This window comes from Listeria cornellensis FSL F6-0969 (assembly GCF_000525855.1).
Lineage (GTDB): Bacteria > Bacillota > Bacilli > Lactobacillales > Listeriaceae > Listeria_A > Listeria_A cornellensis.
Map to the genome: position 1 here is coordinate 13783 of NZ_AODE01000020.1, position 21214 is coordinate 34996.

The window sequence follows — 21214 nt, forward strand, 5'->3', positions numbered from 1 at the left end:
GCTCTTTTTTCATGTGAAGTAATAACTAATTATGAAACCAATGAAGGATGGAATCGCGGCAACTGCGAGTAAGATGCTCCATCGTAATTGAATTTTGCGATTCGGATTTTGCGCTCTGCCTACGGATACGAGTGCGGAGCAGATGATCGACGCCAAAATTAAGACCATCAAGACGAAGGAGAATAGCGATGACATGCTGTATCCGGTCGTTAGTAGGCTGAAAATGATAACGAGTGCGGCAATTCCAATACCGCTAAAAAATGCTTTCCACAAATGGCTCACTCTTTTCTATTCAATATCTCTTACCTTTATAGCAGATATGGGAGGCAAATGTCTAATGATATGAAAAATACCAAACAAAAAAGGACGGAATTTCTTCGCGTCCTCGTCATACGTTAAAAATCAAAATCGTCACTGAATGATGGTTCACTAGGCAGACACATGAAAATAATCATAATAATACTACCTACAAATGGAATCAGGCTGAGCAAAACAAACCAACCGCTTTTGTTAGAATCGTGCAAACGGCGAATAGTTAAGGCTAGCAGTGGAATAAATGTTGCTAATTCATATAAGAACAGGAGTAGTAAGATAAGCAGTGTTGAGCCTGATGTCATGATGAAAGCAAAATCTCCTGTTGCGTCGCTTACCGATGATGTTGCAGCTGTGAACACGGTGAAAACTAAGATTAATACATAAAAAATACTGATAATAATCGCATTCCATAAAACGACATACCAATAGGCAGAACGTGAGGAACGCCCGCTGAAATTCACGTAATTTTTCCAAAAAGATTTATAAGCTTCTAGAAATCCCAAGATAAAACCCTCCCTTCTAAGATGTTACATTCCAGTATAGCACGGTTTGAAGCGGATTTGTTTGTCGGAATGGTGAATAATTTAAAAAAACTGTACTCCAAATTTGAATTGGAATACAGCTTTATTTTTAATGAGGTAGGAAGGCGACTAGAATGAAGAATAGAATCGCGATGACGATGATGAACCAGTTGAGTTCGCGCCATTTACCTGTGAAGATTTTTAGGATTGGGTAGGAGATGAAGCCGAATGCTAGTCCGATGGCAATGCTTGATGTTAGCGGCATTGCCAGGATAACTAGAAAGGCTGGGAAGGCTTCGTCGAGCGTGTCCCAATCGATTTCTTTGACGGCGCCAATCATCATGCTACCAACGATAATCAGGCTGGTGCGGTAATCGCTGAAATGCCGGATACTGCGCCGACAAGTGGGGCGAAAAACGCGGAAACTAGGAACAATCCGGCAACAGTAAGCGTCGTTAAACCTGTCCGCCCGCCTGTTGCAACACCTGCGGAAGACTCGATGTAGGCGCTAGTTGGTGTTGTCCCGAACATAGAGCCAACACTTGTTGCGACCGCATCTGCGAGTAGGGCGTGTTTTGCATTGGGCAAACTTTCACCTTTCATGAGGCCGGCTTTTTTAGCGACACCAATCATCGTTCCTGTCGTATCGAAAATCGTGATTAAAAGGAAGGACAGAACAACGCCGTAAAGGCTGTACGTGACGACATCGCCGAACGCGTGGATTGGGTTTGTGATAACCAAATCCGGCATCGACGGCATTTTGACAAAGCCATTGAATTTAAGTTCACCGGTGAAGAAAGCAATAATCCCAGTCGAAATCATCCCGATAAAAAGTGCTCCTTTGACGTTCAGCGCTAGGAAAATCAGCGTAATCAGAAGTCCGGCAATAGCAAGCAAGGCTTCTGGAGAATGAAGATCGCCAAGCCCGACTAGATTGGAATCGCTTTTTACGATAATTCCTGTCATACGGAAGCCGAGGAATGCAATGAAAAGACCGATACCAGCTGTGATTCCTGCTTTTAGAGTATGTGGAATCGCTGTGATTAATTTCTCCCGGAAAGGTGTTAAGGATAATAGTAAGAAAATAATACCTGCTACGAAAACGGCTGTAAATGCGGTTGCGTAGTCTAATTTTTGCGTGGTGACAACGGTGACGAAATAGGCGTTCATCCCGAGTCCTGGTGCAATGGCGATTGGGTAATTGGCGAATAGTGCCATCCAAAGTGTCCCGATGACGGCCGAGATAATCGTTGCCATGAAGACTGTGTTAAATGGAACGCCTGCCGCTGAAAGGATTGCCGGGTTTACGACGATGATATAGACCATTGTTAAAAATGTCGTAAAACCTGAAATAACCTCTGTTTTGACGTCTGTTCCATGAGCTTTTAGTTGAAACATATAATTCCACTCCCTTTTATAGTTAAAAAGATGATTCTTCGTCTTATTACGAACGTTTTGAAACCACAACTACAATAATATTCGTTTTTCGACTGAAATGCAAGCTTATTTTGGGAAGTTATATTCTTTTTAAGGATGAAACGGTTTCATATGTTATAATGAATGTGTTGAAATATGATAGGTGGAGGAATTTCATGAAAGCATTTGTTTTTGATTTTGATGGAACGATGATTGATACGGAAGCAGTTTGGTTTGACGAGACACAGAAGTATTTACAGGCGAACTATGGCATGAGCTTGCCGATGGATGTTTATGAGCAAGTGGTTGGAAGCACCGACGAACCGCTACTTCTTTATATGGCGGAACAAACGAATGGCAAATTTGACGCTGCGGCTTTTCAAAAATACATAGACTTACAAGTGCATAATGGCCGTGATAAATTAGAAATGCGCGATGGTTTCATGCGATTGTTCGATTATGCCAAGGACAATGGTTATAAAATTGGTTTGGCGACAAGCTCCGCGCGTGCTTGGGTGGACCCGATTTTGGAGAAGTTCGGCATTTTGGATGATTTTGAAACGATTCAGACGGCGGATGATGTGGAGGTTATTAAACCGGATCCAGCGCTGTATCGTCAAGCAGTGGAGGCACTTGGGGTGAAACCGGAAGAAGCGATTGCCGTGGAAGATTCACGGAATGGTTCGTTATCGGCGGTTGGCGCAGGGCTACACGTGATTGTTGTGAAGAATGAAGTGACGAAGGGCATTGTTTTCCCGGAAGGAACGAGTGTGTATGATTCGTTTGCAGATGTGGATTTGGATGCATTTTTAGCGGGTAAATAGAGTTAGAGGAGTGATTGGAATGATTGAAAATACGATAAAAGAAGTAGAGTTATTTGAACAAATGACGCATGGTGAGCCGGTGCTTTTTGTGACGGCAATTGGGTATGTTATCGGGATTACGGATATTCCTGATGAGATTCCGCACAGTGTTGTGAAGTTGAAAGATGTATATATTAATTGTGTGTCGGCATCACGGGTAAATCGTTTTTCGAAGGGTTTGACGGTTTCGGTGGATCAGATTATCGCGTTTAATGTGTTGACGGAGGAAGAGATGCAACGAATGATTACGAATTGGCAGGTATCTATGGCTCCTACTATAGGATAAAAAGGTTTGTGACTTTATTTTAATAAAGTCACAAACCTTTTTTTCGTTATTATATAGCTAAGGCTAGAATTTTAGTTTGGCTAGGCGGTCGAAGGCTTCTTTTAGGACGTCTAGGTTTTGTGTCGCGGCTAAACGGATGTAGTTGTCTCCGGTGTCGCCGAACGCTAAGCCTGGGATTAGTAGGACTTGCGTTTCTTTTAAGACGTATTCGCAGAACGGGACGGAGGTCATGCCGGAGCCGCTGATGTTGATGAAGGCGTAAATCGTACCTTTGACGGGGTGGATGGATAGGTAGGGTATCTCGGTGACGCGTTTTCCGACGTATTCTAGCCGTTCTTGGAAGGTTTTTGTGACGGCGGGTATAAACTTCTCGGCGTTGTTCATCGCGTGTACAGCGGCTCTCTGGGACGGTGAAGGGGCAGAGAACGTGATGCCTTCATTGATTGCCTTCACGGCTTGGATAATGTACTCGCCCGCAATCATATAACCGATCCGCCAACCGGTCATCGCAAAATTTTTCGAGAGACTGCCGAGTGTGATGGTTTGCTCTGGCGCGAATTTTGCCATTGGGGTGAACTTTTCGTAAAAACTGAAGCATCGTAGACTTCATCGGATAGGATGTAAAAATCGTGTTTTTTCGCGAGGGTAGCGATTTCTTCAAAGATTTCTTTGGAGAAGACGGCGCCTGTTGGGTTGTTCGGCGAGTTTAGAATCAGCGCTTTCGTTTTGTCGGTAATCGCGGCTTTTAAAATATCTAGATTGATCGCAAAATCGTCTTTTTCATAGGTTGGAATGAAGACGGGAATGCCACTAGCAGCCATCACTTGGTCTTTGTAAGGCGTGAAGTAAGGCTCGTGGATGATGACTTCGTCGCCGGTATCAATGATGGCTTGGAGCGCGAGATACATGCCGTGGCAAGCACCAACTGTTGCGCGGATTTCACTAGTTGGAAATTGCAAATCGTATGTGCGGTCGTAAAATCCCGAAATAGCTTCGAGTAATTCGATGTCACCAGAGGCTTCGGTGTATTTGGTTTGGCCGTTCTTCACGTCTTGGAAGGATGCCTCGATGATTTCCTGGTCGGTAATCAGGTCAGGATCGCCAATCGAAAAGTCAATTAGGTTCGGCGTTGTTTTCGCAATGGTCGTGATTTGAGATAGTATATTGACGGGCGCTTGTTGATATTTTTTAGCTAATTTCATTTAAAAAACCTCCATATGTAGATAAAAGTGGAATGCGCTTAGTTTGCATTCCACTTTTTTGTTTATTATAACACTTTTCCGAGGAAACTTTGTGTTCTTTCGTTCTGTGGGTGTGTGAAAATTTGTTCTGGTGTGCCTTGTTCTTGGATATAGCCGCCGTCCATGAAGATGACGCGATCGGCTACTTCTTTTGCAAAGCCCATTTCGTGTGTCACAACGACCATCGTCATGCCTTCTTTGGCCAAACTCTTCATAACTTGCAGTACTTCGCCGACCATTTCTGGATCGAGCGCGGATGTTGGTTCGTCAAAAAGCATCACATCGGGATTCATCGCCAAGGCGCGCGCGATGGCAACCCGCTGTTTTTGTCCGCCGGATAGGGAGGATGGATAGCTGTCAGCCTTGTCGTCCAACCCAACTTTGTTAAGCAATTCTAGGGCGTGTTTTTTCGCTGATTCTGCGGTTTCGCCTTTCACTTTTAGCGGCGCGAGAGTAAGGTTGTCCAGCACGGTTTTATGTGGAAACAGGTTGAAGCTTTGGAAAACCATACCCATCCGTTGACGCAAATCATTGATATTGACGTTTTTGTCAGTGAGGTTGGTACCTTCGAATTCGATAACGCCGCCAGTTGGTTGTTCGAGCAAGTTTAAACAACGCAGGAAGGTACTTTTTCCTGATCCTGAGGGGCCTATGACAACGACCACCTCGCCTTGCGCTACTTCTATATCAATTCCTTTTAAAACTTCTAATTTATCAAAATGCTTTTGTAGTTTGGTTACTTTAATCACTTGTTCTCATTCTCCTTTCAGCAACGCCTAAAAGTCTGGATAGACCGAACGTTAGGATGAAGTAAATTACGGCTGCGACTGCGTATGGAAGGAAGGCATTTAGACTTGCTCCTGCAACGACGCCCGACATGAACATCAATTCGCCGATACCGATAATCGATACCATGGAAGATTCTTTAATAACGGTAATAAATTCATTGCCCAGCGCCGGTAAAATGTTCTTAATCGCTTGTGGCAAAATGATGTAACGCATACTCGCGGCTTTCGTCATACCAAGCTACGCGCTGCTTCTTCTTGTCCTTTATCAACGGCCATGATTCCAGCACGAATGATTTCAGCAACATAGGCGGCACTGTTGAGCGATAGGGCGATACAACCGGCAACAATCGCGGGCAAATTCAAACCGGCAAAAATAGCGGTCGTACCAAAGTAGATAGGAAAATCTGAACGAGGAGTGGTGTTCCACGTAAGAATTCGATGTAACAATTGGCAGGCCAACGCAACCATCTTGTTTTCGATAATTTCATGAGCGCAATTAAAGCACCGATAATCGCACCGAAAAATACACCAACAGCGGCAATCCCGATTGTGTATAGTGCGCCTTTTACGTAATAAGAACCGTATTGCGTGAAGAAATTACCTTCTTGGAACATCGCTTTACTGGCTTCTTCTTGATATTGCTTCAGAAGACCTTGATCTTTAATTTCTTTTAAAGACGTGTTAATGCTTTTTTGCAGAGAAGTTGTCCCTTTATTCATCGCAATGGCCGTTTGTTTCGTACCATTGACAAAATTCACATCAGAAATCATTAAATCATCATATTGTGTGATATACGCGTCGGCAACGGGGCCTTCTAGTACAACCGCATCCAGTTTCTTTTGCTGTAACTCAAGCATCAGTGTCGTTACTTTGGATAACGATTTGACAGTAGCACCAGTTAGCTCGTCTTGTGCTAACGCTTCTTGTGTCGATTGTTTCTGCGCGCCGACTTTGGCACCTTTAAAATCAGTCGTTGATTGGAACTTATCCTTATCTTCTTTTCTGATCACGACTTTTTGTTGCACAGTCATATACGGATCGGAAAAATCAACTTCTTTAAGGCGTTCTGGTGTTGGAGACATGCCTGAAATGATGACGTCAATTTTATTTGTTTTAAGGGCAGGAAGTAAGCTGTCAAAATCCATTTCACTAATGCTTAAATCTACACCCATATCATCAGCAATTTTTTGTGCAATGCTGATATCAAAGCCGACATATGTGTCTTTTCCTTTTATAGTTTTGTGAAATTCATAAGGTGGATAATCTGCGGATAAACCAACAATCAGTTTCCCTCGTTGTTGAATATCAGCCAGTGACGTGTCTTTTTCTGCTGCTAAAACGGGAGAAAAGCTAGCAAATACCATCATTAGTATAAAAAATATAGCGGTTAACTTGAGATAAAAATTCCCTTTAATCATGATTACACTCCTTTATAATGTATATCATCTCGGTAGTTTATGCATTTTCATGAATAACTAGTAAAGATGAACATAGAATTTATAACTTCTTTTGATAGATATAATAATACATGTTTTTGAGTAATTATGCAATAGTGTTTTTAATAAAAATATAGAAAGGAGGAAGAGGCTGGTTTTTCGTTTGGCTGGGATGTTGGTGTCGTGTTATATTGAAGGTAAGGATATTATATCGTGGATAGCCAAATAAATAAAAAGGTGTGATTCGAGATGGAGAAAGAATTTGAGCTTGTGATGCAGGAAGTGGAATTTCCGAATGATTCCAGAGGGGTATTTGATGGGACGCTTTTGTGTTTGGAATTTTTTGTTGCTAAGAAAAAAGTGGCTTATGATGCAAAAAGCGGGGAACCGATGTTGCGCAGGGAGGATCGGCGTCTTGTGAATGGCTTGATTCAGGGCGAGTTTAAGGTATTTGAGCAAAGGATGGAAGAGGAGCAGGAGATCAGGCCGCTACATCATTTGGATGCGCTTTTTCAGGCGTTGGAAGTTGGACTCGGCGCGTTGTTTTCACCGGAGCAGGAGATTGAGTTTGCAAATGTGGGAATTGATGGCTTTATTCAGGTGTATAATGATCCAGATGTTCAGGCGAAACATGCGGACGCGATTCTGGCGAAGATGTTGGGAAGTTTGGACGGAGAGATGGATGAGGAATATTAAAATGAAATAGATATTGAAAAAAACGCCAATCTAACCAGTCATTAGCTGATTGGATCGGCGTTTTTTTTAGAATTCTTCTTTAATCAGGCGAACAATGAAGAAAGAAAGTAGGAAGAAGGCGGGAGGCAGAATTTCATTTTCTTGGTATTCAATGCTTACAGCGCTGCCGGATAAGGATTTATCAACTACGATATGGCATATATCTGTATGGTCAAGTAATATTTTGATAGTTCCTTTGGCTTCAGGCTGGATAATATCGATGCGATGATCTTGCTTTAGGCCGCGAATATGAAGGCTGTGATCGCTACTTGGAATTTCTTTGAGTGAGATATCAAAATTTGGTTGGGTATTGTGATACACAACAGAGGAACCGTCTTCCCCAAGCCAACCGATTTCGATAGTTAGTGTTGCGAGTTCTCTCTTTGTTTCGTCATTGGAATAGCTATACAATGGGTGGTTATTTTGAAAAGAGATACGTGATGAAATTTTTTCGATGGTTCCAACGAGTTCTTCGTTTTCATTCTTAACTTCGACGGGTGTGCTTTTTCTTAGGACTAGTGGTTTTTGGAAGTGAAAGCTTGGCATAATATTATTCATCTCCTGACGTAATATCTAATTTTTAAGTAAACGTTTTTTTACAGTCTTATAGGAACCTATTCCCTTTATTTAGTAGTGGAAACATAAAAAACTCGTCTCTGCTATCCAGAAACGAGTTTTTGAAATTATGCTAGGAAGAAACGTAGGACATAGTAAATGGCTGCAGCAAGTGCGGCTGAGATTGGCAACGTGATAATCCAAGTGATAATCATGCGTTGTGCTGTATCCCATTTAACGCCTTTCACACGGTGAGCTGTTCCTACACCAAGGATGGAGGAGCTGATAACGTGTGTTGTACTTACTGGTAGATGAATGAATGTCGCACCGAAAATGATGAACACAGAACTTAAATCTGCGGCTACACCACTTACTGGTTTGATTTTCATGATCTTACCGCCAACTGTTTTGATGATTTTCCAACCACCGATCGATGTACCGACGGCCATCGCGATCGCACAGGATACTTGTACCCACAGTTGAACGTCATCGGTATGTTGGAACCCGTTCGCGATCAAAGCTAGTGTGATGATTCCCATTGATTTTTGGGCGTCATTGGTACCGTGTGTGTAAGATTGGAGTGCTGCTGTTCCGACTTGAATAAGCCTGAAACGTCGATTGGTTGTAGATAAGTTTAAGTTTTTTAAGAAAATTTTAAATAGGCTATAAATCAGGAAACCAACACCGAATGCTAGGAATGGAGACACGATAAGGCCTATAATAATGGTTAAGAAGCCTTTATATTCGAGTGCGCCAAATCCTGCTGCGGCAATCGCACCACCAGCTATAGAGCCAATCAGTGCGTGAGAGGAACTACTTGGGATACCGAAGTACCACGTGAGTAAATTCCAGGTGATGGCTGATATCAGTGCTGCAAGGATAACGAGATCGCCATGCGGTAATGAGAACGGGTCTACGATATCTTTTGTGATTGTTTTGGCAACCCCAGTGAAGGAAATCGCACCGACAAAGTTCATCACAGCGGCGAGGACAATCGCATGTTTTGGTTTTAATGCTTTCGTTGAGACACTGGTTGCAATCGCGTTGGCTGTGTCATGAAATCCGTTGATAAGGTCAAACGCTAGTGCTGCAATAACAATGACAATCGTTATAAATAACATACCTTCCATTTAGCCGACCCCTTACGCGTTTTTCATAACAATTGATTCAAGCGTATTGGCTACACTTTGACAACTGTCTGCGATTTCTTCAAAATTCTCATACACTTCTTTCATCCGAATTAAGCGGATTGGGTTTTCTTCGTTTTGGAATAGTTGAATTAGAGACTCGCGATAAACTTCATCACAAATCGATTCGTAGTTTTTTATTTTAATAGCTAATGTGCGTACGTCTTTTAATTTTTTATCGAAAACGAGATCTACTGCTTTTTCAATTTCCACAGTACTTGCTTCAATCGCATCAATGAATTTCTGCATGTAGTCGTCAAATCGTTTGATATGACAGATTTCGAATGTGAAGGCAATTTGTTCAAAGCCGTCCATTACGTCATCTAATCGGTTTGTTAGCTCTAACATGTCTTCGCGCTCAATTGGCGTGATGAAGGCATCATTTAGTTCTAAAATCATTTTGTGGACAAGTGAATCACCGTGTGTTTCATATTCCTTCATCTTCTCCGAAAAAGTATGTAAGTCTTCCCCAGTTTCGATGTTGTAAGAAGCGAAATAGTTGGCGCCCTCACGTAGGTTTACTGCCATGTCATGTAATAATGAAGCAAAACGGTCCTTTTTGTTTTTAAAAGCCATTTTTTAATTCCCCCGATCTTTTTTGTGTGATTTTTTCCCAGTATAATAGGGCCCACTTTTTCGTTGATGTTTAGTGAGCGGATGTTTACAAAAATAATACAGAAAAAAATCATAACAAGGATAGAAATTTACTACATATTCATACTAACATAGGATGGAGCCAATAGGTATCTTTTTTTTGAAGCGAAATAGGTAGAAACTAGTTGAAATCGGTTACAATTGTTATTTAGCGGGTTTTCAAGAGGTTTGGCTGTTTGATATTTTTTTTTAGCAAACACAGCTGATTTTTGATTATAGTAGAAGGGGCCGAGAATGAAAGTATTATTTGGAAAAAAGAATTGTTAGTTTTTTCACGTAGTTTTACATTTTAAGTTGCATTTTGATGGATAAGGGAAGCGTATTTATGTATACTAACGATAAGTATTAATGAAAGAAAATGCGGCAAGTATCGATTAAACTACAAAAGCAGGAGGTTTTATCAATGGTCAATTCCTTTCAATCACGTTATCGTTTAAATAATGGCGTGATGATTCCTTATCTTGGTATGGGTGTTTTTCAAGTGACAGATCAGCAGCATGTGGCTGGCGCAATTGAGAAGGCGCTCGAATTCGGTTATCGTTCGTTTGATACGGGCGCGGTTTATAACAACGAAAAGCTAGTGGGCCAAGCGATTAGCCATAGTGCGGTACCGCGAGACGAGCTCTTTATTAGCTCGAAAATTTGGAATGGAGACCAAGGTTATGATAAGGTCTTGACTGCTTTTGAGCATACATTGGCGAATCTTGGTGTGGATTATTTGGATATGTATTTGATTCATTGGCCGCTGACGGAGATGTATACGGAAACATGGCGGGCGATGGAGCGATTGTATGAGGAAAAAATGGTGCGCGCGATTGGTGTCGCGAATTTTAAGGAGCATCATTTGGCTAGTTTGGCTGTGAAGGCGAATGTGAAACCGGCGATTGATCAGGTGGAGACGCATCCGTTGTTGCCTCAAAATGAGCTGCGGGCGTATTTGGCGGATCATGACATTGCGCACGGTGCTTGGTCGCCGCTTGCGAAGGGTGCGCTATTTCAGAACCCAGTAATCGAGGAGATTGCACGAAAGCATGGTGTTCATGTGGATCAGGTGATTTTGCGGTGGCATATGGAGCGGGGTACGATTACGATGACACGCTCCATTAGTGCGAAACGGACGCTTGAGAATACGCAATTGTTTGATTTTTCTTTGGATACAAATGACAGGAAGCGTATTGGGCAGTTAGAGAGCGGGAAGCGTGTGGGCCCAGATCCGGATGATGTGGAATTCATGTTAGCGAGTATGGAAAAGGAACGCGCGATGTTTTCTTGAAATGATATGTCGGGAGGTTCAGATGGATAGCTATACGGAGCAGTTGGTTTTATATATGAAAGAACATGCGGATTCTGAGGAAAAGCGAGCAATGGAGCAGTACATGCGAAATCAGTTTGTTTTTCTTGGTTTGCGGAGTCCTAAGCGGCGTGTTGTTTATCGGGATTTTGTTGCGGCATATGGGAAGCCGAAAGATGCTATTGCTGTTGCGAAGGAGCTTTATGCGCAGTCGGAACGGGAATTTTATTATATGGCGATTGATATTTTGACGAAAGGTGTTAAAAAGCAATCGATGGATGCCGTGGATTTTTATGAGCGGTTGATTTTGACGGAACCTTGGTGGGATACGGTAGATTTATTGGCGAGTACGCTCGTTGGTGGACATTTTGCGTTGTACCCGGAGCTAGTTGAGAAATATAATGCGAAGTGGATTGAAGGGGATAATATTTGGCTGGCGCGCACGGCGATTTTGTTCCAGCTGAAATACAAGGAAAAAACGGATGAGACGCTGTTATTTGCGAACTGTGAAAAATGGTTGGGCTCGGATGAGTTTTTCATTCAAAAGGCGATTGGATGGGCGTTGCGTCAATATGCGAAGTTTGATGCGGATGCGGTGCTTGATTTTGTGGAGTCGCATGCGTTGGCACCGCTGAGTCGGAGAGAGGCGCTGAAGCATTTTTAGGAGGAGGAGCGAATTGTTGCATCATGTGGAGATTAATGTTTCAAATTTGAAAGAGGCGCGGTTGTTCTGGGATGATTTGTTGGGGCGACTGGGTTATACGCTTTATTCGGAGTGGGAGAAGGGCGTTAGTTGGATGTATGGGGAGACATATTTGGTGTTTGTGCAGACGGAAGAGCGTTTTTTGGAGTCTGGGTATCATCGCGGGCATACGGGATTGAACCATTTGGCATTTCACGTGGCGACGCGTGCGGATGTGGATGCTTGGACGGAGCGTTTTCGTGCACTGGGGATTCCAATCCTGTATGAAGACCGTCATCCGTTTGCGGGAGGCCCGAATTATTATGCCGTTTTCGCGGAAGGACCGGATAGAATGAAGGTAGAGTTAGTCGCGAAAAAATAGAAAATCCCGAAATCCGGTAAAATGGATTTCGGGATTTTTTTTATGCTTCTGGGGTTTCTTTATGTTTTTCTTTTTTGAAAACTTCGATGTAGGAAATGTGATGTGGCTCGGCTTCTTTTACGCGGAAAATGTAGCCGTTGTTTTCAATCTCATCACCAATTTCGACTTCATAGTTATGTGTTAGGAACCAGCCGCCGATTGTATCGACTTCTTCTTCTTCGATATCTGTGCCAAGCATGTTGTTAACTTGATCAATCAGAACTTTCGCGTCAATGATGAAGTGCCCGTCCTTAATTTTACGGATTTCTGGGATTTCGTCAGCATCGAATTCGTCGCGAATGTCACCAACGATTTCTTCGACGATATCCTCGACCGTTACAAGTCCTGATGTTCCGCCGTATTCGTCAAGCAGAATCGCAATATGAGAGCGTTCGCGCTGCATCCGGATAAGTAATTCTTTAATTGGAATCGTTTCGATAACACGGATGATTGGTTTTACGTAAGGATCGGTGCTAAACGATGGATCAGAGCCATTTTCGACGTATGCAGAAAGGATTTCTTTCAGGTTCAGCACGCCGATAATGTGATCTTTGTCGCCTTCAATGACTGGATAACGAGTGTAGCGTTCGTATTTCATGATATCGGATAGATCGGCAATCGTGCCACCTGTATCCACGGTAACGATTTCTGTACGTGGAATCATGACTTCTTTTGCCATTCGTTCGTCAAAATCAAAAATCTTATTTACGTAGCTAAATTCGGATTGGTTAATTTCACCGCTCTTGTAACTTTCACCGACGATAATGCGCAATTCTTCTTCTGTATGGGCAATTTCGTGATCGTTCGCTGTTTCTAAGCCGAATAGTTTCGCGATGACAACCGCGGACTCGTTTAAAAGCCAGATGAACGGGAACATCACTTTGTAGAAAATGTGCAATGGGCGTGCGACAGCAAGCGCGACAGCCTCAGTTTTGTCGATAGCTAACGTTTTTGGCACAAGCTCACCAACAACAACGTGCAAGAACGTGATGAGGACGAACGCGATGGTAAAGGAGAGAACGGATGTAACGGAGCTCGGCAATTCAAACATCACAAAAAGTGGATGAAGAGCTGCTTCGACAGTCGATTCTCCTAGCCAACCAAGTCCAAGGGAGCTGATGGTGATACCCAACTGACAGGCGGAGAGGTATGCGTTCATGTGCGCGTAGATATGTTTTGCTAACGTCGCGCGTTTGTTACCTTCTGAAATTAGTTGGTCCAAACGACTTGGACGCATTTTTACGATGGCGAACTCGGTCGCAACGAAAAATGCGGAAATTGCAATTAGTAAAACGATAATTAAAAATTTAGTGGTTAGTATCAATGAATGGCCACCCCTGATAAAGCACCAGAAATGGCGAACACCTCCTATGGGTTCTAAAGTTTTTTATGCTGTGTTTGTGTTTGTTCCAGAAGGTTTATCCATTCGGTGAGGAAACACGAGACAGCAACGATTTATATTTTTTGGTTCTTTTTATATGGTTTCTTAGTTTGTCTGCCCCACTGTGTTTTTCCCTCCCAACAATTTACGTAGAATACACTTATTCTAAATTATAAGTCAAATGCTTCAATAAGACAAGCGAACAAGAAAATGTATTTAGTCTAAATTTTTACATTTTACTCGGTTGTTTGTGTATCGAAATAGGGCTCGATGTGGACAAGTGTATAAGCGTTTGGATAAGTTTCACGAATGGCTGTTTCGATTTGTTCTGTGATGGCATGGCTTTCGGCGACACTAAGGTCGGCTTTCACGGAAATGGTGGCGTCAATCCAGATACGGTTGCCGTTCATGCGGGCTTTGATATCTAAAATTTCGTGGACTTGCGGGACGCCTGCGATAATGGTATGAATATCCTCGATTTTGCCAATATCAAAGCCATCAGTGAGCGTGTGTGCTGCATCGTAAAATATTTTCCACGCAGTGTAGAGGATGAGAACACCAACAAGGAATGCGGTGACGTTATCGAGCCATGAAATGCCGATAATCGCACCAGTAATCCCGATGAAGGTTCCAAAACTGACGTAAGCATCAGAGCGATTATCGTAGGCGGCGGCTTTAACGGCCAAACTGTCGACTTTGTTTGCGAGATTATTGTTGATTAAGTAGACGATATACATGACAATGCCTGAAAATAGGGCGACGATAGCAGTAAGCGCGGAAGGTGTCGCGAATTCTTGGTGAATAAATGCCAGAAATGCTTGCCAAATAACTTGGAGGCCCACGAGAAACATGATAAAGGAGGCTAGTAAGGAGCTGATGGTTTCCGTGCGCCGGTGTCCATAAAGATGATCTTTGTCTGGCGGGATGCGTGAGATTTTAAGCCCAACAAGTAAGGCGACAGAGGCGATAATATCGGTCGTGTTATTTAAACCATCAGCTTGCAGTGCGTCGGAATGCCCAACGGAACCAACGACGATTTTTAGAGTAGCTAGGAAAATGTAAACAATGATACTGAGCCATGCGCCTCGTTCGCCTCTTTTTAGGTCTTCGTAATTTTCCATCTGACTTCACCTCGTTTCCTCATTAATATATTAGATAATAAAAATCCCGCTAGCAAGGCGTATCGAAATACGATGGGCTAGAGAGATTAGAAATTTTATAAGAGTGCTTTTTCTAAACCTTTAACGGAGGTGGCAATGTTGTCGCAAACTTCTTGGTAATACGCCCATTTTACAGGTGCCTCTGAGCTTTGTTCAGGATCCTTGATGTCCCAATAGACGATTTTGTCGCTTAGCTCGGCTGGAAATCCAGGGGCGAGTTCGGAGGTGGAATCGTAAATTGTGACGATTAAATCAGCCTCGTTTAATAATTTTTGACTAGGAGTTACGGGCATTGTTGCTGGTGGTTCCATGGCGTATTCCAAAAGGGCATCGGCGACAAAAGGTGATGTCTGTGTGTGACACCAAGAGCCGCTAATAAATTGAGCGTTACTGATGGCGAGTTTTGAGGCCCAAGCTTCCGCCATGGAACTGCGAATGTGTCTTTGTGATAAGAAATAAATGAGTTTTTTCTTCATGCTCCAAATCCTTTCTTGCTCTTTAGACTGAAAAAATGAGAGTTTTGCGTTATTTTTCAACTAGGTCTAAAAGGAAGCAGGTAGTAACGCCTGTGTGAAGAACAGCGGTGATTTATAGATTCATTCATTTGGCCTTTCCCGTTAACACTAGGTAAATACCCCATCTGAATAGACAAAAACCTGATTTCAAAAATAAAATTAAAAAAGCGTAAATATTGTTACGAAATTGTGTATTATTACAAAGCTATTACAAAAATCGGTCTAAAGTTGGTGGCGCAAATCGGGCTTTTGCCGTAAAATGGGTGTATACAGCTGAGTTTAACTTACCAAACTAATGTAGAAAGCTAGGAGATATGCGTGAATAATGAGAACAAATCTATCTTGACCTATTTAAAAAGCTTCTTTCTCTTTCTAAAGAAGTGGTTGGGGATCGGTTGGAGTAAATTCCGCCGTTTTTGGAAGAATAAGCATATCGGAAAATTTTTTAACACTTATCGGCTTGACGTGTGTACTGATTTTTATCGTATCACTGGTCATTGTAGCCAAAACAGCCGATATCGATGCTTTAAAAAAGGGACTTGAAACGACGACAGTGATTTATGATAAGGATAATGACAAGGCGGGCGAACTTTCCGCGTCGGATGCTACATTTGTGAGTATTAAAGATATTTCTCCGAATCTGCAAAATGCTGTTATCTCAATTGAAGATAAACGTTTTTATGAACATGGTGGTTTTGATATGAAGGGGATTTTCCGATCTATTTGGGGACTTGCCTCGACAGGAAGCATCACGGGTGGTGGTAGTACAATCACGCAACAGGTAGCAAAAAATGCGCTTTTGACGCAGGATCAGACTTTTACGCGGAAAGCGAAAGAGTTATTTATGGCGCGTGAAATTGAGAAGACGTACACGAAGGATGAAATTTTAGAGATGTATTTGAATACGTCCTACTTTGGGAATAATGAGTGGGGTGTGGAGAACGCGGCGAAGAAATATTTCGGAACGAGTGCTTCTGACTTAACGATTCCGCAAGCTGCGACAATTGCTGGTCTTTTGCAAGCTCCATCTGCTTATGATCCTTATACGCACGCGGATAGAGCAGTAAATAGACGTAATATCGTGCTTGGTTCAATGTACACAAACGGTAAGATTACGAAGGAGCAAATGAAGGAATACCAGGCGACGAAGCTTGTATTGACGGATAAATCGAATGACCCGGATAACTATCACTATCCTTGGTATACCGACGCTGTCATCAATGAAGCTTTGAAAGAAACGGATCTGACGCAAGATGATATTATGAAGCAAGGTTACCAAATTTACACCGAGCTCGATCAGAATTATCAAGCAGCATTGGAGAGTACGTTCGAAAATGATAGTTTGTTCCCGTCAAATGCAGCAGATGGTACGCTTGTACAAGGTGGTGCGGTGTTGATGGATCCTGCGAGTGGTGGAGTACGTGCGCTTGTCGGTGGCCGTGGAAAACATGTTTTCCGTGGATTTAACCGTGCGACGCAGATGAAAGCCCAACCAGGTTCGACAATGAAACCACTTGCGACCTATGTTCCAGCGCTTGAAGAGGGTTGGAAAGTAGACGACATGTTGCAGGATAAAAAAAACAACGTACGGCAAATATACACCGACGAATGTTGGTGGAATATATCGCGATGAAGTACCAATGTACACAGCCGTAGCGAAGTCCATCAATGCACCGGCAGTCTGGTTACTTGATCAGATTGGATTGCAAAAAGGTGTCGATTCCGTGAAGCGTTTCGGAATTCAATTAACGAAGGAAGATGAATACCTTGGTCTGACACTTGGTGGCCTGAACAAAGGTGTATCACCGGTTGAATTAGCAACAGCTTATGCGACATTTGCGAATGGCGGTGCGAAACCAGAATCGCATATCATCCGCAAAATTGTCGATCCAACTGGAAAAGTAGTATATGAGAACGAGGAATCTAAGAAGCAAATAATTTCCAAGAAAGTTTCAACAGACATGACTTCCATGCTAATCGATGTCATTAATAATGGTGGAACGGGTGAAAATGCTGGTGTTTCTGGTTATGAAATGGCCGGAAAAACTGGTTCAACACAAGTACCATTTACAACGGATGGCACGAAGGATCAGTGGTTTGTAGGTTATACACCAGAATTGGTCGGTTCGGTTTGGATTGGTTTTGATAAAACAGACGAAGCGCATTATTTGAAAACGAAGAGTTCTGACGGTGTGGCTTCACTTGCGCATTACGTGATGAAGAGCGGGTTGAAATATCAAAAACCGGTTGACTTTGGGACGAAGAGCGCGTCTGCTAAGACTGAAGAGAAGAATCAGGAAAATGCTGTAACGGAACAAGCTGGCGATTTCTGGGGTTCGATTAAGGACTCTGCGAAAGGCGCGGGCGAAACCATCAAAAAAAGGCGCTGATAAAGCGAAAGAAATTGGTGGACAGATTACGGATGGGTTTAATAATATACTCGATTCGTTTGGAAATTAGTTGCTCAGAGGGCCGACAAACGCTCATCTCCGTCGTTAAAAGCTGTGTTCCGATGCCTTATGTACAAATCGTACATTCCGCTTCGGTACTCGCTTTTGCCTAGAATCTGAGCATTTGTTGGCCCCCTGAGGTTCGGCGATGCAGGCAGGATTTTAAAGAAATAACTATAGATTTTGACTCAAAGCGTGGATTGTTGCTTTGGGTCTTTTTTGTTGGTAGGATGGATATAGGAAAGTACGGCGAAAGTACATAGTTTGGGAAGGGGATTTTTTGATGGTAAGAATGGAGCGGGATACGATTGGTGAGATTGCGGTTGCTGAGGATAAGTTTTGGGGCGCGCAAACGGAGCGGAGTCGTCTGAATTTTAAGATTGGTGAGGAGAAAATGCCGGATGAGGTTGTGAAGGCTTTTGCGCGGTTGAAGAGGGCGGCAGCTTGGAGTAACGCGGATCTTGGAAAGCTGCGTGTGGAGAAGGCGCAGGCGATTGCGACGGTGTGTGATAGAATTGTAGCTGGGGATTTGGATGCGCATTTTCCATTGGTGGTTTGGCAGACGGGGAGTGGGACGCAGTCGAATATGAATGTGAATGAGGTCGTGGCACATGTTGCGGGGATTCGGTGCATCCGAATGATGATGTGAATATGTCACAGAGCTCGAATGATACATTTCCAACGGCGATGCATATTGCGGCTTATACGGCGGTTGTGGAGCAGTTGATACCGGAGCTTGGAGCGATGCGGCGAGTGTTGACGGAGAAAAAGGAGAAATATTGGCGGATGGTCAAAATTGGACGGACGCATTTGCAGGACGCAACGCCACTGACGCTGGGCCAGGAGATAAGTGGTTGGGAGAGCATGATGGCGCATGCGAAAACGTTTATTTCGCAGAGTAGTGATCATTTGTTGGAGCTCGCGATTGGTGGCACAGCGGTCGGTACTGGGCTGAATGCGACGGCGGATTTTGGTGATCGGGTTGCGAAACATTTGGAGGCTGATACGGGATATCCGTTCCGCTCGGCGTCGAATAAATTTTACGCGTTGACGAGTCATAGTGAGCTTAGTTTTGTGCATGGCGCTGTGCGTGCGCTGGCTGCTGACTTGATGAAGATTGCAAACGATGTGCGGTTTTTGGCGAGTGGGCCTCGTAGTGGGATTGGTGAATTGACGATTCCTGCGAATGAGCCGGGTAGTTCCATTATGCCTGGAAAAGTGAATCCAACGCAGTGTGAGGCATTGACGATGGTTGCGGCGCAAGTGATGGGCAATGATACGACGATTAATGTGGCGGCGAGTCAAGGGAATTTTGAGTTGAATGTGTATAAGCCTGTCATTATTTATAATTTCTTACAGTCGGTGCGCTTGCTCGCTGACGGGATGCGATCGTTTCGAGTGCATTGCTTGGAGGGCTTGGAGGCGAACGAAGCAGTGATGCAGGAATTGGTGGATCGGTCGTTGATGCTTGTGACGGCGCTAAATCCGCATATTGGTTATGAAAAAGCGGCGAAAATTGCGAAGACGGCGTTTGCGGAGGATTTGTCGCTAAAAGAGGCGGCGATTCGCTCTGGTTTTGTGACAGCAGAGCAGTTTGATACGTGGATTGATCCGCTTAAAATGACGAACTTAGAGGGGTAATCATACTTTAGGCTGAACTTTTGGGGAAACTATTGTGTCGCTGGCTAAAATGCCGTAAGATGATAGCACTACATGGAAATTAGAGGGTGATGCTATTTTGAGTGACTGGATGACGATTTTATTTATGGTGATTGTTGGGGCATTTATCGGTGCTGCGACGAACTTTATTGCGATTCGGATGCTTTTTAGGCCGTTCGAGGCAAAATATATTGGTAAATGGCGAATTCCTTTTACGCCGGGGGTGATTCCGAAGCGACGCGAGGAATTGGCTGTGAAAATTGGTGAAGTTGTCGCGGAACATTTGCTGACGAATGAGGCGGTGCAGGCGAAGCTTTCGGAGGAAGAATTGCGTGCGGAGTTGATTGTGACGGCAAACTCGCTGGTTCGTGAAAAGTTGGTGATTACGACGACACCGAGGGAACTGTTGGTACAGTGGGACATGACGACTATTGGAGACAAGGCGCATGATAAAATCGCTACGGTTTTAAAAGGGCAACTGGATCAGTTTTTCGTGAAGCGTAATGAGCTGGCGGTGAAAAATGTGTTACCGGACGTGGTGCACGAAGAGTTGGCTCGGAAAATTCCGGCGATTTCGGCGCAAACATTGGCGAAAATCGGGTTGTTTACGGCGAGTGATGCTGGGAAACTCCAGATGAAGGCGATGATTGAGCGAATTTTGGCGGAACGTGGGAAAGTTGGCGGAATGGTCGGACTTTTCTTGAATAACGATACGTTCGTGACCAGGATGCAAAAAGAGGTCGTGAAATTTATTGGTAAGCCGGAGACGGAGGCAGTTTTGGAGGCATTGATTGTATCGGAATGGCAGCAGTTTTCGGAGCGTGCTTTGGTGGACGTGATGCCGGTAGAGAAGCAGGAGCAGTTTTCCGAGCAGTTGATTGCGGAGATTATGCGAACGGTGCAGTTGGAGAAGTGGATGGATACGCCAGTTCAGGATTGGATTCGTCCTTATGAGCAGGATATATTGGATAAAGTCGTGCCATTTTTGGGGGGATGCGGTGTTGCAGTTTGCGAGTGAGCATAGCGCAGAGGTAATGGAGCGTCTGGAAATTGGGAAGATGGTGCAGCATCAGATTGAAGCTTTTTCATTGCGAGAAATGGAACAGATTGTGCTTGATATTTCTGGAAAAGAGCTGAAAATGATTACGTATTTAGGCGGTTTTCTAGGAGGATTTATCGGTATACTTCAGGGGATTATTGCGATTTGGTTTTAACTTTTGCCCTTGTCCTCGAAATTTGATATAGTGGGGAAGGAAGAAAATTTCGTATATATGGAGGAACATAAAATGACTATCAATATTTATGACATTGCGAACGAATTAGAACGTGGTATTCGTGAAACAGAACAATTTACGAACTTGAAACAAGCGTATGCGGATGTGAATGCTGACGCTGAGGCGAAAGTGAAATTCGACCGTTTCCGCGAAGTACAAGTAACGATTCAAGAGAAACAAATGAGTGGTCAAGAAATCGATGATGAAACGATTGACTTAGCGCAAGAAGTTGCAGAAGAAGTGCAAAGCAACGCGGCTATCACGAACTTGATGGAAAAAGAGCAAGCGATGAGCTTGATTATCAATGACTTAAACCGCATCATCATGACTCCGTTACAAGAATTATATGATGTAAAAGAAAAATAAGGATGAGGGAAACGCCGT

18 protein-coding genes and 5 pseudogenes are annotated in these 21214 nt (G+C 43.4%); 11 read left to right on the forward strand and 12 right to left on the reverse strand.

Annotation, left to right across the window (positions count from 1 at the left end; all coding sequences use genetic code 11):
* Positions 1-9: 9 nt before the first annotated feature.
* The 3 genes and pseudogenes from PCORN_RS18445 to PCORN_RS09825 all read right to left on the reverse strand — a co-directional run bounded on the left by PCORN_RS18445 (position 10) and on the right by PCORN_RS09825 (position 2234).
* Positions 10-273, reverse strand: a complete 264-nt coding sequence (locus tag PCORN_RS18445) for a hypothetical protein (protein WP_077913857.1) — start codon at positions 271-273, stop codon at positions 10-12.
* 122 nt (positions 274-395) lie between these two features.
* Complete coding sequence (locus tag PCORN_RS09820; protein WP_036079885.1) at positions 396-818, reverse strand: DUF805 domain-containing protein; 423 nt, start codon at positions 816-818, stop codon at positions 396-398.
* 127 nt (positions 819-945) lie between these two features.
* Positions 946-2234 (reverse strand): annotated as a pseudogene (locus PCORN_RS09825) (NCS2 family permease).
* 194 nt (positions 2235-2428) lie between these two features.
* On the opposite strand from PCORN_RS09825, the gene PCORN_RS09830 reads away from it, so the two are divergent.
* Entirely contained in the window at positions 2429-3076 is a 648-nt protein-coding gene (locus tag PCORN_RS09830; RefSeq protein WP_036079887.1) for an HAD family hydrolase, read from the forward strand.
* Between the two features lie 34 nt (positions 3077-3110).
* Positions 3111-3401 carry a hypothetical protein gene (locus PCORN_RS09835; protein WP_051999384.1) on the forward strand — a complete coding sequence of 97 codons (291 nt, stop codon included), beginning with the start codon at positions 3111-3113 and terminating at the stop codon, positions 3399-3401.
* Between the two features lie 63 nt (positions 3402-3464).
* Here PCORN_RS09835 and PCORN_RS09840 read toward each other — a convergent pair.
* The 3 genes and pseudogenes from PCORN_RS09840 to PCORN_RS09850 form a co-directional block, all read right to left on the reverse strand.
* Positions 3465-4603, reverse strand: a pseudogene (locus PCORN_RS09840) (pyridoxal phosphate-dependent aminotransferase).
* Between the two features lie 65 nt (positions 4604-4668).
* Positions 4669-5391, reverse strand: a complete 723-nt coding sequence (locus PCORN_RS09845; RefSeq protein WP_036079893.1) for an amino acid ABC transporter ATP-binding protein — start codon at positions 5389-5391, stop codon at positions 4669-4671.
* Positions 5384-6845: pseudogene (locus PCORN_RS09850) on the reverse strand (ABC transporter substrate-binding protein/permease). The gene PCORN_RS09845 and the pseudogene PCORN_RS09850 overlap by 8 nt, the downstream one beginning before the upstream one ends.
* Before the next feature lie 270 nt (positions 6846-7115).
* Between PCORN_RS09850 and PCORN_RS09855 the strand changes: the two are divergent.
* A complete protein-coding gene (locus tag PCORN_RS09855; protein WP_036079895.1) occupies positions 7116-7562 on the forward strand; it encodes a hypothetical protein in 447 nt (148 codons plus the stop codon).
* A gap of 66 nt (positions 7563-7628) precedes the next feature.
* Here PCORN_RS09855 and PCORN_RS09860 read toward each other — a convergent pair whose 3' ends face one another.
* From PCORN_RS09860 to PCORN_RS09870, 3 genes are all read right to left on the reverse strand, one after another.
* Positions 7629-8147, reverse strand: coding sequence for a hypothetical protein (locus PCORN_RS09860; protein ID WP_036079897.1), 519 nt, complete (start codon positions 8145-8147; stop codon positions 7629-7631).
* Positions 8148-8284: 137 nt separating this feature from the next.
* Entirely contained in the window at positions 8285-9286 is a 1002-nt protein-coding gene (locus tag PCORN_RS09865; protein ID WP_036079900.1) for an inorganic phosphate transporter, read from the reverse strand.
* A gap of 12 nt (positions 9287-9298) precedes the next feature.
* Entirely contained in the window at positions 9299-9919 is a 621-nt protein-coding gene (locus PCORN_RS09870; protein ID WP_036079902.1) for a DUF47 domain-containing protein, read from the reverse strand.
* A gap of 481 nt (positions 9920-10400) precedes the next feature.
* On the opposite strand from PCORN_RS09870, the gene PCORN_RS09875 reads away from it, so the two are divergent.
* The 3 genes from PCORN_RS09875 to PCORN_RS09885 are packed head-to-tail and all read left to right on the forward strand — an operon-like array spanning position 10401 to position 12352.
* Positions 10401-11270, forward strand: a complete 870-nt coding sequence (locus PCORN_RS09875; RefSeq protein ID WP_036079905.1) for an aldo/keto reductase — start codon at positions 10401-10403, stop codon at positions 11268-11270.
* A 22-nt stretch (positions 11271-11292) separates the two neighbouring features.
* On the forward strand, positions 11293-11952 hold the full coding sequence (locus PCORN_RS09880) for a DNA alkylation repair protein (RefSeq protein ID WP_036079908.1): 660 nt from the start codon (positions 11293-11295) through the stop codon (positions 11950-11952).
* A gap of 13 nt (positions 11953-11965) precedes the next feature.
* Positions 11966-12352, forward strand: coding sequence for a VOC family protein (locus tag PCORN_RS09885; RefSeq protein WP_036079911.1), 387 nt, complete (start codon positions 11966-11968; stop codon positions 12350-12352).
* 40 nt (positions 12353-12392) lie between these two features.
* On the opposite strand, the gene PCORN_RS09890 is transcribed toward PCORN_RS09885, so the two are convergent.
* The 3 genes from PCORN_RS09890 to PCORN_RS09900 form a co-directional block, all read right to left on the reverse strand.
* Complete coding sequence (locus tag PCORN_RS09890) at positions 12393-13715, reverse strand: hemolysin family protein (RefSeq protein ID WP_036079914.1); 1323 nt, start codon at positions 13713-13715, stop codon at positions 12393-12395.
* Between the two features lie 293 nt (positions 13716-14008).
* A complete protein-coding gene (locus tag PCORN_RS09895) occupies positions 14009-14893 on the reverse strand; it encodes a cation diffusion facilitator family transporter (protein WP_036079917.1) in 885 nt (294 codons plus the stop codon).
* A 95-nt stretch (positions 14894-14988) separates the two neighbouring features.
* Positions 14989-15408, reverse strand: coding sequence for a low molecular weight phosphatase family protein (locus PCORN_RS09900; RefSeq protein ID WP_036079964.1), 420 nt, complete (start codon positions 15406-15408; stop codon positions 14989-14991).
* A gap of 357 nt (positions 15409-15765) precedes the next feature.
* Between PCORN_RS09900 and PCORN_RS09905 the strand changes: the two are divergent.
* The 5 genes and pseudogenes from PCORN_RS09905 (at position 15766) to PCORN_RS09920 (ending at position 21196) form a co-directional block, all read left to right on the forward strand.
* A pseudogene (locus tag PCORN_RS09905) lies at positions 15766-17907 on the forward strand (transglycosylase domain-containing protein).
* Positions 17908-18177: 270 nt separating this feature from the next.
* Positions 18178-19538 (forward strand): annotated as a pseudogene (gene fumC, locus PCORN_RS09910) (class II fumarate hydratase).
* Between the two features lie 97 nt (positions 19539-19635).
* Positions 19636-20574, forward strand: a complete 939-nt coding sequence (locus PCORN_RS09915; RefSeq protein WP_051999379.1) for a DUF445 family protein — start codon at positions 19636-19638, stop codon at positions 20572-20574.
* On the forward strand, positions 20555-20770 hold the full coding sequence (locus PCORN_RS20835) for a DUF445 family protein (RefSeq protein ID WP_206537439.1): 216 nt from the start codon (positions 20555-20557) through the stop codon (positions 20768-20770). Before PCORN_RS09915 ends, PCORN_RS20835 begins: the two co-directional genes overlap by 20 nt.
* 72 nt (positions 20771-20842) lie before the next feature.
* Positions 20843-21196, forward strand: coding sequence for a YlbF/YmcA family competence regulator (locus PCORN_RS09920; RefSeq protein WP_036079920.1), 354 nt, complete (start codon positions 20843-20845; stop codon positions 21194-21196).
* The last annotated feature ends 18 nt before the right edge of the window (positions 21197-21214 follow it).

Excerpts from the sequence above, each read along its gene's own strand:
- PCORN_RS09855 (WP_036079895.1), top strand. The coding sequence starts at position 7,116 with ATGGAGAAAGAATTTGAGCTTGTGATGCAGGAAGTGGAATTTCCGAAT.
- PCORN_RS09875 (WP_036079905.1), top strand. The coding sequence starts at position 10,401 with ATGGTCAATTCCTTTCAATCACGTTATCGTTTAAATAATGGCGTGATG.
- PCORN_RS09870 (WP_036079902.1), bottom strand. The coding sequence starts at position 9,919 with ATGGCTTTTAAAAACAAAAAGGACCGTTTTGCTTCATTATTACATGAC.
- PCORN_RS09895 (WP_036079917.1), bottom strand. The coding sequence starts at position 14,893 with ATGGAAAATTACGAAGACCTAAAAAGAGGCGAACGAGGCGCATGGCTC.
- PCORN_RS09865 (WP_036079900.1), bottom strand. The coding sequence starts at position 9,286 with ATGGAAGGTATGTTATTTATAACGATTGTCATTGTTATTGCAGCACTA.
- PCORN_RS09860 (WP_036079897.1), bottom strand. The coding sequence starts at position 8,147 with ATGCCAAGCTTTCACTTCCAAAAACCACTAGTCCTAAGAAAAAGCACA.
- PCORN_RS09900 (WP_036079964.1), bottom strand. The coding sequence starts at position 15,408 with ATGAAGAAAAAACTCATTTATTTCTTATCACAAAGACACATTCGCAGT.
- PCORN_RS09880 (WP_036079908.1), top strand. The coding sequence starts at position 11,293 with ATGGATAGCTATACGGAGCAGTTGGTTTTATATATGAAAGAACATGCG.
- PCORN_RS09920 (WP_036079920.1), top strand. The coding sequence starts at position 20,843 with ATGACTATCAATATTTATGACATTGCGAACGAATTAGAACGTGGTATT.
- PCORN_RS09830 (WP_036079887.1), top strand. The coding sequence starts at position 2,429 with ATGAAAGCATTTGTTTTTGATTTTGATGGAACGATGATTGATACGGAA.